At 69.4% G+C, this 16,208-nt stretch carries 13 protein-coding genes; 9 read left to right on the plus strand and 4 right to left on the minus strand.

The window, feature by feature from the left end:
- The first annotated feature begins 229 nt into the window (after positions 1–229).
- Positions 230–736, plus strand: coding sequence for a ferritin-like domain-containing protein (locus A33M_RS10105; protein ID WP_008386524.1), 507 nt, complete (start codon positions 230–232; stop codon positions 734–736).
- Positions 737–1,027: 291 nt separating this feature from the next.
- Here the strand turns inward: A33M_RS10105 and A33M_RS10110 are convergent, their stop codons facing one another.
- The 4 genes from A33M_RS10110 to A33M_RS10125 form a co-directional block, all read right to left on the minus strand.
- Positions 1,028–1,813, minus strand: a complete 786-nt coding sequence (locus tag A33M_RS10110) for an SDR family NAD(P)-dependent oxidoreductase (RefSeq protein WP_008386526.1) — start codon at positions 1,811–1,813, stop codon at positions 1,028–1,030.
- A 60-nt stretch (positions 1,814–1,873) separates the two neighbouring features.
- A complete protein-coding gene (locus tag A33M_RS10115; RefSeq protein WP_008386527.1) occupies positions 1,874–3,043 on the minus strand; it encodes a zinc-dependent alcohol dehydrogenase in 1,170 nt (389 codons plus the stop codon).
- Positions 3,044–3,332: 289 nt separating this feature from the next.
- Positions 3,333–4,202, minus strand: coding sequence for a manganese catalase family protein (locus tag A33M_RS10120; RefSeq protein ID WP_040620056.1), 870 nt, complete (start codon positions 4,200–4,202; stop codon positions 3,333–3,335).
- A 343-nt stretch (positions 4,203–4,545) separates the two neighbouring features.
- On the minus strand, positions 4,546–5,193 hold the full coding sequence (locus A33M_RS10125) for a DUF6766 family protein (RefSeq protein WP_008386531.1): 648 nt from the start codon (positions 5,191–5,193) through the stop codon (positions 4,546–4,548).
- A 537-nt stretch (positions 5,194–5,730) separates the two neighbouring features.
- On the opposite strand from A33M_RS10125, the gene kdpF reads away from it, so the two are divergent.
- The 8 genes from kdpF (at position 5,731) to A33M_RS23845 (ending at position 16,103) form a co-directional block, all read left to right on the plus strand.
- Positions 5,731–5,823, plus strand: coding sequence for a K(+)-transporting ATPase subunit F (gene kdpF / locus A33M_RS22890; protein WP_083850403.1), 93 nt, complete (start codon positions 5,731–5,733; stop codon positions 5,821–5,823).
- A 10-nt stretch (positions 5,824–5,833) separates the two neighbouring features.
- Positions 5,834–7,567, plus strand: coding sequence for a potassium-transporting ATPase subunit KdpA (kdpA, locus tag A33M_RS10130; protein WP_008386533.1), 1,734 nt, complete (start codon positions 5,834–5,836; stop codon positions 7,565–7,567).
- 9 nt (positions 7,568–7,576) lie between these two features.
- Positions 7,577–9,622 carry a potassium-transporting ATPase subunit KdpB gene (kdpB, locus tag A33M_RS10135; protein WP_008386535.1) on the plus strand — a complete coding sequence of 682 codons (2,046 nt, stop codon included), beginning with the start codon at positions 7,577–7,579 and terminating at the stop codon, positions 9,620–9,622.
- A 9-nt stretch (positions 9,623–9,631) separates the two neighbouring features.
- Complete coding sequence (kdpC, locus tag A33M_RS10140; RefSeq protein ID WP_008386536.1) at positions 9,632–10,219, plus strand: potassium-transporting ATPase subunit KdpC; 588 nt, start codon at positions 9,632–9,634, stop codon at positions 10,217–10,219.
- A gap of 28 nt (positions 10,220–10,247) precedes the next feature.
- Positions 10,248–12,959 carry a sensor histidine kinase gene (locus tag A33M_RS10145; protein WP_008386538.1) on the plus strand — a complete coding sequence of 904 codons (2,712 nt, stop codon included), beginning with the start codon at positions 10,248–10,250 and terminating at the stop codon, positions 12,957–12,959.
- Entirely contained in the window at positions 12,956–13,651 is a 696-nt protein-coding gene (locus A33M_RS10150) for a response regulator (protein ID WP_008386540.1), read from the plus strand. Before A33M_RS10145 ends, A33M_RS10150 begins: the two co-directional genes overlap by 4 nt.
- Before the next feature lie 242 nt (positions 13,652–13,893).
- Positions 13,894–15,591, plus strand: a complete 1,698-nt coding sequence (locus tag A33M_RS10155) for a site-specific integrase (protein ID WP_008386542.1) — start codon at positions 13,894–13,896, stop codon at positions 15,589–15,591.
- Positions 15,588–16,103: a hypothetical protein gene (locus tag A33M_RS23845; RefSeq protein WP_157223411.1), complete on the plus strand. Its 516-nt coding sequence runs from the start codon at positions 15,588–15,590 to the stop codon at positions 16,101–16,103. The genes A33M_RS10155 and A33M_RS23845 overlap by 4 nt, the downstream gene beginning before the upstream one ends.
- The last annotated feature ends 105 nt before the right edge of the window (positions 16,104–16,208 follow it).

A 16,208-nucleotide genomic window follows, 5' to 3' on the forward strand; every position in this document is an offset into this window, starting at 1 on the left:
GAAAGCGGCTCCGGCGCAGCCCCGTCGGAGTTCCCAAACGGGCTCTGACGGCTCGGGACGCGGCCCGGGCCGTCGTCCGCTCATCTGATCACGACGCGATGTCGGCCACCCGACGATCGTGATCACGCGACACGTCGCCGCCGGCATGCCGGTCCGCCGGCACGGAACGCGAGCCACTCGGCAAGGTTGGTCCACGGACGAGGGTCCAACACACTTCCGAGAGGCACACATGAGCGAGAAGCACGACCGATTGGCGCTCTGGCTGCGCGATGCGCACGCCATGGAGCAGCAGGCCGAAACCATGCTGAAGGCGCAACAGCAGCGCCTCGAGCACTATCCCGAGCTGAGAGCCCGGATCACGCAGCACATCAGCGAAACCCAGAGCCAGATCGAGCGCGTCGAGGCCTGCATCGAGCGGGTCGGCACCAGCACCTCGACCCTCAAGGATCTCGCCGGCTCGGCGATGGCCACCCTGCAGGGGCTCGGCGGCATGTTCGCCGGCGACGAGGTGCTGAAGGGCGCGATGGTGAGCTACGCGTTCGAGAACCTCGAGGCGAGCGGTTATCTGATCCTCGCCGTCGCGGCCGAGGAGGTCGGCGACGCCCAGACCGCGCGCGTGTGTCGCGACATCATGGAGGAGGAGATCGCGATGGCCTCCTGGATAAAGGACCATCTGCCCCAGCTGACGCGTGCGTTCCTCACGCGTGAAGAAGCCGATCTCGCCGCGCAGCGCTGAGCATCGGCGATCGCGCGAGCCGATGCCGACCGCACGGCCGACCGCACGATAGTCCGAACAGTCGAGAAGCCGGTCGCCGCGGGCGACCGGCCCATCACGATCCCGACGGGTCGCCGCCTCCCGGCTCCCGGCAGCGACCACCCCGCAGCGCGGATGGTGCCAGCGACCTCGTCCCGAGGGTCGCCGAAGGCGACGTCTCGACGGACGAGGCCCGCACCGTGGCTCCGCCCTTCGAGACGCACTCCTGCGGAGTGCTCCTCGGAACGAGGTCGAACTCCGTCGCCGTCGGTATCACTCCGACGCCGAGCCGGGCTCGGCCATCTTGCGGTGCTGGCGCGCCAGCATCTCCGGCGAGCTGATGTCGGCGAGCGTCGCGGCGAGCTTGTTCTTCCAGCCCGAGACGACGTCGCCGGTGCCGCTCATCATCGCGTCGAATCCGTCCTTCGCCACCTTCGCCGGATCGTCCTTCTTCTGCTGGCCGACCTTGGTGTCCATCATCTCCGCGCGGCGGAAGAACTCGGTGTCGGTCGGTCCCGGCATCAGGCAGGAGACGGTGACGCCGGTGTCCTCCAGCTCGTCGCGCAAGCCGAAGGCGAAGTTGTCGAGAAACGCCTTGGTGCCGTTGTAGACCGCCTGGAAGCTGCCCGGCATCCAGCCGGCGATCGACCCGGTGATCAGGATGCGGCCCTCGCCGCGCCGGCGCATGTCGTTGCCGATGCGATGGATCAGATAGACGGTGCCGGTGATGTTGGTGTCGATCACGTGCCGCACCTTGCCGAAATTCTGATCGAGAAAGCCCTTGCCGAGGCCGCGGCCGGCATTGGCGAGCAGCGCGTCGACCGGCCGCCCGTGAAGCGCGTCGTACAGCTGGTCGACGCCCTCCAGCGTCCCGAGATCCGCCCGAACGGCCGTCACCTCCACACCGAGCGCGCGAAACTCCTCCGCTGCACGCTCGATCTCCGGCTCGTCGGCCGCGACCGCGAGATCGAAGCCGTTTCGGGCGCAGATCTTTGCCAGCTCGTAGCCGATGCCGGAGCTGGCACCGGTGACGACGGCGAGACGCGAATGCTCGGCCATCACGGATCTCCTCGTTTCGCGGGCCTCGGCGGGTGGACCATCGGTCCGCCCAGACCCAAATCAGGGCTTCAGCACCACCTTCACGCAGCCGTCCTGCTTGTCGCGGAACGTCTTGTAGAGCTCCGGCCCGTCCTCGAGGCCGGCCCGATGCGTGATGATGAAGGACGGGTCGATCTCGCCCCGCTCGATCCGCGCCATCAGCTCCGGCAAATAGCGCTGCACGGGTGTTTGCGCCATCCGGAAGGTGAGACCGCGATTGACCGCCGAGCCCATCGGCATCTTGTCGAGCAGCCCGCCATAGACGCCGACGATCGAGACGGTGCCGAAGTTGCGGCAGCAATTGATCGCCTGGCGCAGCACGTGCGGCCGGTCGGTGCCCATGAAGGTCGCCGTCTTGACACGATCGAGCACCGAGTCGGCGCTGGCGGTGACGTGCGCCTCGGTGCCGACCGCGTCGATGCAGGAGTCGGGGCCGCGTCCGCTCGTCATGTCCTGCAGCTTGTCGTAAATGTCCTCGTCCATGAAATCGAGCGTCACCGCCCCGCTGCGGCGCGCCAGCGCGAGCCGTTCCGGCACCGTGTCGATCGCGATCACCCGTTCGGCGCCGAGCAGGAACGCGCTCTTGATCGCCATCTGGCCGACCGGACCGCACCCCCACACCGCGACCGTGTCGCCGCCGTGAATGTTGCAGTTCTCGGCCGCCATGTAGCCGGTCGGGAAGATGTCGGAGAGAAACAGCACCTGCTCGTCGGTCAGCCCCTCCGGCACCTCGATCGGCCCGACATCGGCATACGGCACTCTCAGATACTGCGCCTGCCCGCCGGGATAACCGCCGAGCAGATGCGAGTAGCCGAACAGCCCGGCCGGCGAGTGGCCCCACAGCTTCTCGGCGGCGGCCTTGTCGGGATTCGATCGCTCGCAGCCCGAATAGAGGCCGCGCCGGCAGAAGAAGCACTCGCCGCACGAGATGGTGAACGGCACCACCACCCGGTCGCCCACCTTCAGCTTGGTGTTGTCCTTGCCGACCTCGACGACCTCGCCCATCGTCTCGTGGCCGAGCACGTCGCCCGTCTCCATGCCGGGCATGATGCCGTCGTAGAGATGCAGGTCGGAGCCGCAGATCGCGCAGGCGGTCACCTTGATGATGGCGTCCCGCCCGTCCTCGATGGTCGGATCGGGCACGGTCTCGCAGCGGATGTCGTGCTTGCCGTGATAACAGAGCGCGCGCATGGAATTCCTTCTCTGTCGATGCGACCTCGGTCGATGCGAACTCGTTCGATGCCGTGTTTTGGCGGTGCAGCCGCCGGCGGGGCGGCCGTCGCGGGGCGGGCCGAGCGCTCGTGAGGCCGAAGGGATCCACTCTCGCTCGTGATCGTCTCGCACGAGAGAGCGTCTCACGCGGGAGAGTTTCACGAGGCCGACGCCGGAGAGCGAGCGGCGGCTGCCGCACCGCGCTCGCTCCCACGACGCCGACGGCCGGCGCCTCGTGACGGACTGCCGACGGAGGCGCCGGCAGGGCTCACTCGGCCGCCATGCGGCGGTCGATCTGCTCGCGCTGGGCGCCCGAGTGCGGCCGCGCCGGGCCGAGCACCGGCTCCTCGCCGAGCGGCTCGAAATGACCGGCGGAGAACTCGCCCCGGCCGTCGAGCGACGGCCCGTGCGAGAAACGGCCGCTCGGCGGCTTCTTGCCGTCGCGCTGCGTGCCCATCAGGAAGTAGCTGTAGTCGGTGTGCTCCTTGCTCTGGTCGAAGCTGTTCGGGATCGGCAGCGTCTCGGCGCCGCCGAGCTCCTCGACCACCGCGAGCCACTGCTGCTGATGCATGGTGTCGCGCGCGATCATGAAGTGCAGCATGTCTTTCATGCCGGGATCGTTGGTCGAGTTGTAGAGCCGCACCGCGAGCGTCCGCCCGGTCGCCTCGGCGGCGACGTTGCAATACATGTCGGCGACGATGTTGCCGCTCGCATAGATGTGCGAGCAGTCGAACGGCACCCCGTCGGAGTTGGCGGGAAAGGCCGCGAGCCCGGTCGACAGGATGTGCCGCTGCAGCATGCCCTCCATCACGTGGCGGGCGCTCTCGCCGCCCATCACCGCGCCGACGATCGCGTCGCTCGCCGCCTCCTCGGCCTGGAGCGGCGCCTTCTCGAGATTGAGCGCGACGGCGGTCGCCAGCATCTCGACGTGCCCCATCTCCTCGGTGGCGGTGTTGAGGAGCAGGTCACGATACTTGTTGTTCGGCGCGCGCGCACCCCAGGCCTGGAAGAAATACTGCAGGCAGACGCGGATCTCGCCCTCGATCCCGCCGATCGCCTGCTGGAGCTGGCGCGCGAACAGGGGATCTGGCTTCTCCACACGAACGGGATATTGCAGTCGCTTGTCGTGATAGAGCATGGTCGGTTCCTCGGCATGCCGTCGGACGATGTCGCACCGAATGCGCTGCACGGGACCGCCACGATCGTGATCAGATCGATTGTCGGAGATCCGACCGATACGGCCGTTCTCCCGTCCTGCAGCGGCTGTTCGGCGGTGCGTGTGGTGACGTGATCGTGTCCGTCACCGCCGGATCAATCGGGTCCGAGGAGGATCGTTCCGGGAACCCGGACAATTCGACGAGCGGCCTTTCCGCAGGCTTGCGGAATGTCGGATGCCGCTCACGAACGACGGTCCGCTGCCGGACGGTGGCGACGCGACACCGCCTTGCCGCCACCGGTCGACGCCCCCTGTTCGCCCGCACCTACTCGTTCGTCTCGCCCGTCTCGTCGTCGGACGATTCCACCGGCTTCGACTCCGCCGAGCCCTGCTGACGCAGAACGATGCTCAGGAGCAGGAAGGTGCCCATCGCGAAGAACTCGGCCTGCCATGTCTGGAACAGCTCGAACCACAGCTTCGCCGAGAGCAGGAACGCGCCCGCGTCGAGCGCCGCCTCGCCGTGCCGTAGCCGCTCGTCGTTGTACTCGATCAGCTCGGCGAAGAAGAACCCCACGAACGCGATGACGAAGAGGCTGGCGAAAGCGAGCGACAGCGAATTGCGATAGGCCCAGGACTCGTGACGTCCGAACCAGTGGAGCGACCTCGCGCGACGGTCCACCGTCTGCTCGTGCGTCTTCTTGGAATGCGACGCGCCGCGCTGGCGAAGGAACACCGCAAGCAGGATCAGAACCAGAAGCTGGAACAGCGCGGCCTGCCAATTGCCGAACACGCCCTCGAGAAAGCTGGCGCTCGTCACCAGCTGTCCGATGCTCGACGCATGCAGCTGCCCGCCCGGGTGCTCCGCCTGCAAGAGGTAACCGGCCACGATCTGGCCGACGAGGCAGACGACGAACAGGCCGCAGAAAGCGAGCGACAGGCTGTTGTCCCTCACGACGTCACGCACCGTCTTCATTGCGAAGCACCTCCTGAGCAATCCGACACGCCGCTCGTGGTGAAGCCGCCGCCGAACCGACCCCTCGGCGGGGAGAGCGAGATCGCCACCGGCACGCCACCAGCCCGCCACCAGCCCGCCTCGACAACGACGAAGCCGCCTCCTCGTGCGCCCGCCCGCCGAGGAAACCGCGAGAGACGGCCGGTCACCGCGTCGCCGGGCGCCGCGCGCCACCTCGGCGCGAAGAGCGGGTGAGCGGCACGCGGACCCGCATCGACGAGAGACGGTGCGCGGCCGGCGCGCAGCACACCGGGCGGACGAGCTCGCCGTGCGGCACTCCCCGCGGAGCGGCGATTTACGCCGGCTTTACGCCGAAGCCCCGCCTTCGCCATCGCGACGTTACGGGCGCCGGCGCTACGGCTCGCCATATCGTGGACGTTCGTCCTCGCCAATGGAGAGCCGCATGCTCCTCGACCTCCTGTATCCGCTCCTCGGCCTCGCCGGCTTCGCCGCGTTCGGCCTCGCCGTGCTCGCGGCCGAGCGCTTGTGAGGGCCGCCATGACGACCTTCGATCTCGTGCTCGGGCTCGCGGTCGCGATCGGGCTCGCCGCGTATCTGGTGGCGGCGCTGCTGCGCCCCGAACGGTTCTGAGGAGGCCACCATGCCTTCCACTTTCGCGTCTTCCGCCCTCGTGCCGCCCGGCCTCGCCGCCGATCTGATTCAGATCGTGCTCTGTCTGGCCCTGCTGGTGGCGATCGCCGCGCCGCTCGGCGTCTACATGGCAAAAGTGTTTTCCGGCGAGCTAACGTTCTTCGCACGCGCGGAGCGGGCTCTGCTCGCGCCCGCCGGCGTGCGGCCGAAGGCGGAGCAGCACTGGAGCACCTACGCCTTCTCGCTGCTCGCCTTCAACGCCGCGGGCTTCGTCGTGCTGTATCTGGTGCTCCGGGCCCAAAACCTTCTGCCGCTGAACCCTCGAGGGTTCGCCGGCCTGCCGCCGCATCTCGCCTTCGACACCGCGGTCTCGTTCGTCACCAACACCAACTGGCAGAGCTATGGCGGCGAGACCACGCTGTCGAACTTCTCTCAGATGGTCGGGCTGACGACGCAGAACTTCGTGTCGGCGGCGAGCGGCATGGCGGTCGCGGCGGCGGTCGCGCGCGGCCTCGCCTCGCGCCAGGTGCGCAGCATCGGCAATTTCTGGACCGATCTCGTCCGCGCGATCCTCTATGTGCTGCTGCCGCTCTCGATCGTCGTGGCGCTGGCGCTGGTGTGGCTCGGCGTGCCGCAAACGCTCGACGCGTCGGCCACCGCGACGACGCTGGAAGGGGCGAAGCAGACGATCGCGCTCGGCCCGGTGGCGAGCCAGGTCGCCATCAAGCAGCTCGGCACCAATGGCGGCGGCTTCTTCAACGTCAATTCCGCCCACCCGTTCGAGAACCCGACGGCGATCTCCAACCTGATCGAGTGGCTGGCGATCCTCGTGATCCCGGTCGCCTTCTGCTTCACCTATGGCCGGATGGTCGGCGACCGCCGCCAGGGCCGCGCGCTGTTCGTCGCGATGGGCCTCATGCTGGTCGCGTCGATCGGCGCCATCTATGCGGCCGAGCACGCCGGCAACCCGCTCCTCGCCGGCCTGGTCGATCCCGCCGCCGGCAATATGGAGGGCAAGGAGGTCCGCTTCGGCGTGGTCGGCTCGGCGCTGTGGGCGGCCGCCACCACCGCCGCCTCGAACGGCTCGGTGAATGCCATGCACGATTCTCTGACGCCGCTCGGCGGGCTCGTCGCGATGCTGCAGATCCAGCTCGGCGAGGTGGTGTTCGGCGGCGTCGGGGTCGGCCTCACCGGCATGCTGCTGTTCGTCGTGCTGACGGTGTTTCTCGCCGGCCTGATGGTCGGGCGCACGCCGGAATATCTCGGCAAGAAGATCGAGGCGCGCGAGGTGAAGCTCGCCGCGCTGACGCTCCTGATCATGCCGATCGGCGTGCTCGGCTTCGCGGCGCTCGCCATCGCCACCGGCCACGCGCAAACCGCGGTGCAGGACGCCGGACCGCACGGCCTGTCGGAGCTGCTCTACGCCTACTCGTCGGCGACCGGCAACAACGGCTCGGCTTTCGCCGGCTTCGGCGCCGCGACGCCGTGGCACGACACCTGGCTCGGCCTCGCGATGCTGCTCGGCCGCTTCGGCTACATCGTGCCGATCCTCGCCATCGCCGGCTCGCTCGCCGCCAAGAAGACGACGCCGGCCTCCGCCGGCACCTTCCCGACCCACGGGGCGCTGTTCGTCGGCCTGCTGATCGCCACCATTCTGATCGTCGGCGCGCTGACCTTCTTCCCCGTCCTCGCGCTGGGGCCGATCGCCGAGCAGGTGTCGATCCTCGCCGGCCATACGTTCTGAAGGTGCGCCATGAGCAAGCACTCCCCCGTCGACATCGCCTTGTTCGCCCCGAGCATTCTCGGCCCCGCCGCGCTCGAGGCCGTGCGCAAGCTCGACCCGCGCAGCCTCGCCCGCAACCCGGTGATCTTCACCACCGCGGTCGCCGCGACGCTCGCCACCGTACTCGCGATCCGCGACGGGCTCTCCGGTGGGCCGACCGTGTGGGTCGGTTGTCAGATCGCGGCCTGGCTGTGGGTCACGGTGCTGTTCGCCAATTTCGCGGAAGCCGTCGCCGAGGGGCGCGGCAAGGCGCGGGCCGACTCGTTTCGCGCCACCCGCCGCACCGCGCGTGCAAAGGTGTTGATCCTACCGGGCAATCGCGAGCTGTGGGAGGGCAAGGATCTCGACCGGCTGGAGCCCGGCGAGCTGATCCTGATCGAGGCCGGCGACACCGTGCCGACCGACGGCGAGGTGATCGAGGGCATCGCCTCGGTCGACGAGAGCGCGATCACCGGCGAGAGCGCCCCGGTGATCCGCGAGTCCGGCGGCGACCGCTCCTCCGTCACCGGCGGCACCCGGCTGGTCTCCGACTGGCTGGTGGTGAAGGTGACCGCGAAGCCGGGCGAAACCTTTCTCGACCGGATGATCGCGCTGGTGGAGGGCGCGAAGCGGCAGAAGACGCCGAACGAGATCGCGCTCGACATCCTGCTCGCCGGGCTGACGCTCGTCTTCCTGCTGGTCGTCGTCACCCTGCCGTTCTTCGCCGCCTGGTCCGGCACCACCATCCCGACCGTCTACCTGGTCGCGCTTTTCGTGACGCTGATCCCGACCACCATCGGCGGGCTCTTGTCGGCGATCGGCATCGCCGGCATGGACCGGCTGATGAAGACCAATGCGGTCGCCAAGTCCGGGCGCGCGGTGGAGGCGGCCGGCGACATCGACGTGCTGCTGCTCGACAAGACCGGCACCATCACCTTCGGCAACCGGATGGCGGACGAGTTCGTGCCGTCGCCGGGCTTCGACGAGCGCGACCTCGCCGAGGCGGCGTGGTTGTCGTCGCTCGCCGACGACACGCCGGAGGGGAAATCGATCGTCGAGCTGGCGGCGCGGCGACACGAGTTTCGGCGCGACCAGGCGCCGTCGGCTGCGAGCTTCGTGCCGTTCACCGCGCACACCCGCATGTCGGGCGCCGACCTTGCCGACGGCACGGTGATCCGCAAGGGCGCGGTCGACGCGGTGACGGCGCTGACCGGCCGCGCCCCCGATCCCGCCCTCGACGCCGCCGTGCGGCGGATCGCCAGCTCCGGCGGCACGCCGATCGCGGTGGCGCGCAACGGCACGGTGCTCGGTGTCGTGCATCTGAAGGACGTGGTGAAGCCCGGCATCCGCGCCCGCTTCGGCGAGCTGCGCCGCATGGGCATCCGCACCGTGATGATCACCGGCGACAACCCGCTGACCGCGGCCGCGATCGCGGCAGAAGCAGGCGTCGACGACTTTCTCGCCGAGGCGACGCCGGAGAAGAAGCTCGCGCTGATCCGGTCCGAGCAGGCCGAGGGACGGCTGGTCGCAATGTGCGGCGACGGCTCGAACGACGCGCCTGCGCTCGCCCAGGCCGATGTCGGCGTCGCCATGAATTCCGGCACCGCGGCCGCCAAGGAGGCCGGCAACCTGATCGATCTCGACAACGACCCGACCAAGCTGATCGAGATCGTGATGGTCGGCAAGCAGCTGCTGATCTCGCGCGGCGCGCTCACCACCTTCTCGATCGCCAACGACGTGGCGAAATACTTCGCCATCCTGCCGGCGCTGTTCGTCGCCGCCTATCCGGGGCTCGCGATGCTCGACGTGATGCGGCTCGGCTCGCCGCAGTCGGCGATCCTCTCGGCGATCGTCTTCAACGCGCTGGTGATCGTCGCGCTGATCCCGATCGCGCTGAAGGGCGTGCACTACCGGCCGGCCTCGGCGGCGGCGCTGCTGTCGCGCAACCTGCTGATCTACGGCCTCGGCGGGCTGGTCGCCCCGTTCGTCGGCATCAAGCTGATCGACATGCTGGTCGGTCTCCTGCATCTCGCCTGAGAGGACGCCATGCACAAAATCCTTCGCCCCGCGCTCGTGCTGCTCGCGCTGTTCACCGTGCTCACCGGCATCGCCTATCCGCTGGCTGTCACGGGCCTCGCCGCCGTCCTCGCCCCGCAGCAGGCGGGCGGCAGCCTGATCGTGCGGAACGGCACGGTGGTCGGCTCGGCACTGATCGGCCAGTCCTTCGCCTCGGAGCGCTATTTCCACGGCCGCCCGTCGGCGACCACCGCCCCCGACCCCGCCGATCCGAGCAAGACCATCGCGGCGCCCTACGATGCGTCGGCCTCGGCGGGCTCCAATCTCGGCCCGAGCGCGGCGGCGCTGAAGGAGGCCGTCGCCCGCCGCGCGGCGGCGCTCGGGCCCGGACCGGCGCCCGCCGATCTCGTCACCGCCTCCGCCTCGGGGCTCGATCCGGACGTCTCGCCGGCGGCGGCCTTGGTGCAGGTGCCGCGCGTCGCCGCCGCCCGCCGGCTCGATCCGGCAAGACTGCGCGCGCTGGTCGAGGCCCATGTCGAGGAACCGCGGTTCTTTTTCGGCGAGCCGCGTGTCAACGTGCTGGCCTTGAACCTCGCGCTCGACGCGACGAATCCCTGAGAGCCGACCCCGCGAGAGCGACCGTGGCATGACCCCTGGCGAGCCCGACCGTCCCGATCCCGACGCCCTGCTGGCGGAAGCCGGCAAGGCCGGCCGCGGCCGGCTGAAGGTGTTTTTCGGGTCGGCGCCGGGCGTCGGCAAGACCTATGCGATGCTGGAGGAGGCCCGCGCCCGCCGCGCAGCCGGCATCGACGTCGTGATCGCGCTGATCGAGACGCACGGCCGGCCGGAGACCGCGGCGCTGCTCGACGGCCTCGAGCAACTGCCGCGCCGCGACGTCCCCTATCGCGGCCGGGTGGTCGCCGAGATGGATCTCGACGCCCTGCTCGCCCGCCGGCCGCAGCTCGCCATCATCGACGAGTTCGCCCACACCAACGCGCCGGGCGGCCGCCACACCAAGCGCTGGCAGGACGTGACCGAGGTTCTCGACGCCGGCATCGACGTCGTCACCACCCTCAACGTCCAGCACGTGGAGAGCCTCAACGACGTGGTCGCCGGCATCACCGGCGTGCGGGTGCAGGAGACGGTGCCCGACGACGTGCTGGCGCGCGCCGACGACATCGAGCTGATCGACCTGACGCCGGAAGAGCTCGCCGAGCGCTTGAAGGAGGGCAAGGTCTATGTGCCGGCCCAGGCCGGGCTCGCGCTCGACAACTTCTTCTCGCGCGGCAATCTCACCGCGCTGCGCGAGCTCGCGTTGCGCACCGCCGCGAGCCATGTCGACGCCGACGTGCTCGCCTGGATGCGCTCGCACGGCGTGCGCGGGCCGTGGCCGACACAGGACCGCCTGTTGGTCTGCCTGAGCGACGCACCGACCGCCAAGACCCTCGTACGGGCCGCCCGGCGGATGGCCGACCGCGCCCGCATCCCGTGGATCGCGGTGACCGTCTCCACCCCGCGCGACGAGGCCGCGGGAGCCGCCCGCGAGCATCTGCGCGCCGCGCTGCGGCTCGCCGAGACGCTCGGCGGCGAGGCGGTGCAGCTGCGCTGCGAATCGAACGTCGCCGGCGAGCTGCTCGCCTATGCCCGCAAGCGCAACGCGACCCGGCTGGTGATCGGCCGGCCGCTGCGGACCGGCTGGCGGTCGCTCGCCCGCTGGCTCCACGAGCCGGTGTTTCAGCGGGTGGTCGAGGGGGCGAGCGACTTCGAGGTGACGATCGTCACGCCGAAGGCGGAGGCCGGCCGGCCCGGCGCCTACACCGACATCCGCACCGCACGGCGCTGGCGCCGCTGGGGGCTGGCGGCGTTCGAGGCGACCGCGGTGACGCTGGCCGCGACCGTGGTGGCGTGGCCGCTGTGGCGGGTGGTGCCGGTCGGCTCGCTGGCGGTGGTCTATCTGTTCGCGGTGTTGCTGGTCGGCGTGCGCAACGGCCTGGCCGGCGCCTTGCCGGCGGCGCTCACCGGCTTCCTCGCCTACAATTTCTTCTTCACGACGCCCTATTACACCTTTCTGGTGGCGCAGGACGAGGCGATCGTCGCCCTCCTGATGTTCCTGATCAGCGCGGTGTTCACCGGCACGCTGGCGGGCCGGCTGAAGATGCAGGTGGAAAGCATGCGCGCCTCGCAGCGGCGCACCGAGACGCTCTACGACTTCGCCCGCAAGATCGCCTCGGTCACCAAGGCCGACGACGTGCTGTGGGCGGCGGCGGCCCACATCGCCACCACGCTGAACTGCCGATCGCTGATCCTGATGCCCGATGCGAACGGCCGGCTGGAGCAGGTCCAGGGGCATCCGTCGATCGAGGAGGACCTCGACACCCGCGCCGAAATGGCCGCCCAATGGGCCTTCACCCGCAACGAGCCGGCCGGTGCCGGCACCGACACGCTGCCGACCACCGAGTGGCTGTTCGTGCCGCTCGCCACCGCGCAGACGGTGATCGGCGTGGTCGGCGTGTGGTTCCACGACCGCTCGCACACGCTCGACCCCGACACCCGCCGCCTGCTCACCGCGGTGGAGGACCAGGTGGCGGTCGCGGTCGAGCGGCTCAAGCTCACCGCCGACCTCGAAGCGCGACGCCTCGAGGCCGAGGGCGAAAAACTGCGCGCGGCCCTCCTCAACTCGGTGAGCCACGATCTGCGCACCCCGCTGGTCAGCGTGATCGGCGCCCTGACCGGCCTCGCCGACGCCGACGGCAGCCTGCCGCCCGAAAGCCGCCGCGAGCTGACCGCGACCGCGCTCGACGAGGCCCGGCGGCTGAACCGCTTCGTGCAGAACCTTCTGGACATGACCCGGCTCGGCTACGGCGCGCTGACGCTGCGGCGCTCGCCGGTCGAGCTGCGCGAGATCGTCGGCCGCGCCCGCGCCGACCTCGCCCGCCCGCTCGCCGGCCACCCGGTGGAGATCGACATCCCACGCGACACGCTGGTCGACGTCGACCCGGTGCTGATCGGCCAGGCGGTCACCAACGTGCTGGAGAACGCCGCCAAATACGCCCCGCCCGGCACCCCGGTGCGGATCGCGGCGGCGACCGCCGAGGGGCGTGTCACGCTGTCGATCGGCGACCAGGGACCCGGCATTCCGCCGGAGGACGCCGAGCGGGTGTTCGACCTGTTCTACCGGGTGCGCCACGGCGACGGCGAGCCGGCCGGCACCGGGCTCGGGCTCGCGATCGTGCGCGGGCTGGTCGAGGCGCACGGCGGCAGCGTCCGCGCCCATCCCGGCGACGGCAGCCGGGGCACCGTCATGGAGCTCGTCCTGCCGGCGGCGGTCGCCGAGCCGGACCCGGAGGATTTGTCATGACCACCGCCGTGGTCGGCCGCGTGCTGTTGATCGAGGACGAGGTCGCGATCCGGCGGTTCCTCAAGGTCGCGCTGCCGAGCGTCGGCTTCGAGGTCGACGAGGCCGACCGCGGCCGCACCGGCATCGAGCGCGCCGCCACCACCGCGCCCGACGTGATCGTGCTCGACCTCGGCCTGCCCGACATGGACGGCAAGGCGGTGGTGAGCGCGATCCGGGAATGGTCGCAGGTGCCGATCCTGGTGCTGTCGGTGCGCGACGCCGAGACCGAGAAGATCGCCGCGCTCGACGCCGGCGCCGACGACTACGTGACCAAGCCCTTCTCCACCGGCGAGCTGTCGGCCCGCCTGCGCGCGCTGCTGCGCAGCCGGCGGGCGCCGGCGAGCGAGGCGGCGGTGCTGCAGTTCGGCCGGCTGACGATCGATCTCGCCCGGCGGGTCGTCACCGTCGACGGGGCGGAGGTGAAGCCGACCCGCAAGGAGTTCGACGTGCTGGCGCTGCTCGCCCGCCACGCCGGCCGGCTGGTCACCCACAAGCAGCTCCTCACGGCGGTGTGGGGGCCGGCGCATCTCGGCGACACCCACTATCTGCGCATCGCCATCGGGCACCTGCGCGAAAAGCTCGGCGACGACGCCGCGGCGCCGGAGTTCATCGTCACCGAGCCGGGCGTCGGCTACCGGCTGACGACGTCGTGACGGCGGGAGGGAGCGGACGGCGGTGCGACCGGGCTCGGTCGCGCGACGGGCGGCGGACGGCACGGGACCGCCGGATGCGTGGTTCGAAGCGTCGGATGGGGAAAGGAAAGCCGTGCTGGCTGGGGGACGAGGACCCCAAGTCCACCATACATCAAGACCCTGTCATGCAATACTTCTTCTGAAATTCAGCTGCTTGTGAGCTAAGGCCGTGTACTAAGCTCGTGTGCTAATGGGGGCGAGGCATGGCCGACACGCGGTATCTCAAGCAGCGACGGCAGGGGTGGTACTTTCAGTTGGGCGTGCCCGCAGACCTGCAAGCCAAGGCTGGCCGGAAGGTGATCGTCGAGAGCCTCGGCACACGCGATTTGGTCAAAGCGCAGAAGCTCCGCTGGCCGAAGGTCGCGCAGTGGACCGAGGCGTTCGAGCGGATGCGCGGCAACATCCCGCTCACCTCTGCCGAGATCGAGGAACACGCACAGCGTGCTTTTCAATCCCACCTCGTCGAAATGGACAGAATGGGCAAGGACCGCCACGTCGGAGGCAGCTCAGAACTCTTCGAGTTGGGACAGCAGTTGGAGCTGCTGGCGGATGCTGCAGCGGCCGGGGACTTCGGGTCCGTTGCCCGCGAGATCACCGAGATCGAGAAGCGAGTCGGCGTCGAAGTTCCTGAGGGCTCGCGCGAGCACAGGAAGCTCAGCGAGGCGCTCATGAAGGCGCAGTATCATGCCGTCATGGGGCGCCAACACGCGCTTCAGGGTCGGCCGTACGATCCACCTCCGAGCTTTGGCTCCGCTCCCCTGATCGACCCCATCCTTCTCCGCCCTATCCGTCCCGCAGTCGCTGCCCGTCCTCATCGCGACGGCGCCGGAATGCGGTTCACTGAAGCGGCGACCCGGTACATCGACGAGCTACAACGCGACGACACTGCGAAGGTCACCGAGCAGACGCGGATGCAGCACGAAGCCGTGTTCCGGCTGTTCGGGCAGTACGTGCACGACGCCCCGTTGACCGACATCACGGGCGAGAATGCCAGCGCGTTTCTCGAGGCGGTGGCGAAGCTGCACCCGTGCTGGGGGCGATCCCCGGCGACCAAGAAGCTCACTGTTTGGGAGCTGCTCGACCGCTTCGCCGGCGGTGAGGAGCACCTCAGCAACAGGACGCTCAACCGGTACGTCTCATCCCTCGCGTCGGTGTTCAAGTGGGCGAAGAAGCGCCAACACTACAAGGGCCCGAACCCATTCGCGGAGCAGGGCTACGCGAAGCCGGACCCGAAGGAGACGATCTGGCTACCCTACCGGAACGACGAGTTGAGCAAGCTCCTGCGTTCCTCTTTACTTCTCGGGGCTGTCCCATCGGAGCGCATCGAGCCCAAACAACACGGGATGAAGCACTGCTTGATGTGGTTGCCGCTCATGGCCCTGTTCACCGGCATGCGCTCCGGCGAGCTGTGCCAGCTCCACACCGACGACTTGGCCGAGGAAGACGGCGTCACCTACTTCCGCGTTCACGCGGACCGGGAAGGTCAGCGCGTGAAGACAGAAGCCGCGATCCGACACGTGCCCGTGCATTCCATGCTCATCGAATGTGGGCTGCTCGACTACGTCCGGGCTCTGCCGAAGGGACAGCTCTTCCCGGCATTGAAGCCCGGCGGCCCCGACCAGAAGCTGAACTGGTATTTCGGCAAGCGGTTCACCACCTACCGCCGCAGTGTCGGGGTGAACCGCCGTCGCGTGTCATTCCACAGCCTGCGCAAGAACGCGGCGCAGGCACTCAAAAATGCCCGAGCCACACCGGCCGAAATCGCTGAGCTGATTGGTCACGAGCGTGGGTTCACGGTCGAGACGTATGCGCCGCTGGAGCTGCCCATGCCGGCCCTCCAGGAGCTGATCGAGCGGATCGCGTATCCGGGCCTCGATCTTACCCACCTTCTGGCACGATGAAGGTCTCGCTGCGGACCCGCGAGCCGGGAGTCGCCAAGGCACGGATGGGTCTCGCGGAAGCCCGGTTCCAGGCGTTTTGTGACGGTGTCCGCCACGGCCCCGTCACCCTCCTCACCTTCAGCGGTGCCCGCATCGGCGAGATCGCCCAGCTCTGGGGCAAAGGCATCACCATCATCGACGGTGTTCCGGTGATGAAGATCGTGCTGGCCGAGGATGGTGGCTCACTGAAGAATGCGAACTCCGAGCGGACCGTGCCGATCCATCCAGCCGTCATCGAGCGCGGATTTCTCGAGTTCGTGCGGTACCGACCGAGAACGCGTCGAAGACCGGCAAGCGCCCCCCCCTGTTTCACCGGGCCGAGTAGCGAACGCGCCGGCCGATGCCGCTGCGCGAGCAGGTCGCACCGCCTCGCCTTCCACCGGCGTCGACCGGGAACGGCAGCGCCGAGAGCGGCGGATCGACGGCCGACCTTCGGGTTCGGCGGCCCCTTGCCGGCGCCCAGAATGGGGTGACAGGCCGGCCGGAGTGACGCACACCGGAAGCTCGCGCCGTTCGCGGCGGCGAGCGAGTCGCAGGGTGGCGCCGCCGGTTCGGCGGACACGGGCGAGAGGGGACCG

Source organism: Rhodovulum sp. PH10, assembly GCF_000293785.1.
GTDB lineage: Bacteria > Pseudomonadota > Alphaproteobacteria > Rhizobiales > Xanthobacteraceae > Rhodoplanes.

Bases quoted from the DNA above. Each gene is read 5' to 3' on its own strand.
- A33M_RS23845 (WP_157223411.1), top strand. From the start codon at position 15,588: ATGAAGGTCTCGCTGCGGACCCGCGAGCCGGGAGTCGCCAAGGCACGG.
- kdpF (WP_083850403.1), top strand. From the start codon at position 5,731: ATGACGACCTTCGATCTCGTGCTCGGGCTCGCGGTCGCGATCGGGCTC.
- A33M_RS10125 (WP_008386531.1), bottom strand. From the start codon at position 5,193: ATGAAGACGGTGCGTGACGTCGTGAGGGACAACAGCCTGTCGCTCGCT.
- kdpA (WP_008386533.1), top strand. From the start codon at position 5,834: ATGCCTTCCACTTTCGCGTCTTCCGCCCTCGTGCCGCCCGGCCTCGCC.
- kdpC (WP_008386536.1), top strand. From the start codon at position 9,632: ATGCACAAAATCCTTCGCCCCGCGCTCGTGCTGCTCGCGCTGTTCACC.
- kdpB (WP_008386535.1), top strand. From the start codon at position 7,577: ATGAGCAAGCACTCCCCCGTCGACATCGCCTTGTTCGCCCCGAGCATT.
- A33M_RS10120 (WP_040620056.1), bottom strand. From the start codon at position 4,202: ATGCTCTATCACGACAAGCGACTGCAATATCCCGTTCGTGTGGAGAAG.
- A33M_RS10105 (WP_008386524.1), top strand. From the start codon at position 230: ATGAGCGAGAAGCACGACCGATTGGCGCTCTGGCTGCGCGATGCGCAC.
- A33M_RS10145 (WP_008386538.1), top strand. From the start codon at position 10,248: ATGACCCCTGGCGAGCCCGACCGTCCCGATCCCGACGCCCTGCTGGCG.
- A33M_RS10155 (WP_008386542.1), top strand. From the start codon at position 13,894: ATGGCCGACACGCGGTATCTCAAGCAGCGACGGCAGGGGTGGTACTTT.
- A33M_RS10115 (WP_008386527.1), bottom strand. From the start codon at position 3,043: ATGCGCGCGCTCTGTTATCACGGCAAGCACGACATCCGCTGCGAGACC.
- A33M_RS10110 (WP_008386526.1), bottom strand. From the start codon at position 1,813: ATGGCCGAGCATTCGCGTCTCGCCGTCGTCACCGGTGCCAGCTCCGGC.
- A33M_RS10150 (WP_008386540.1), top strand. From the start codon at position 12,956: ATGACCACCGCCGTGGTCGGCCGCGTGCTGTTGATCGAGGACGAGGTC.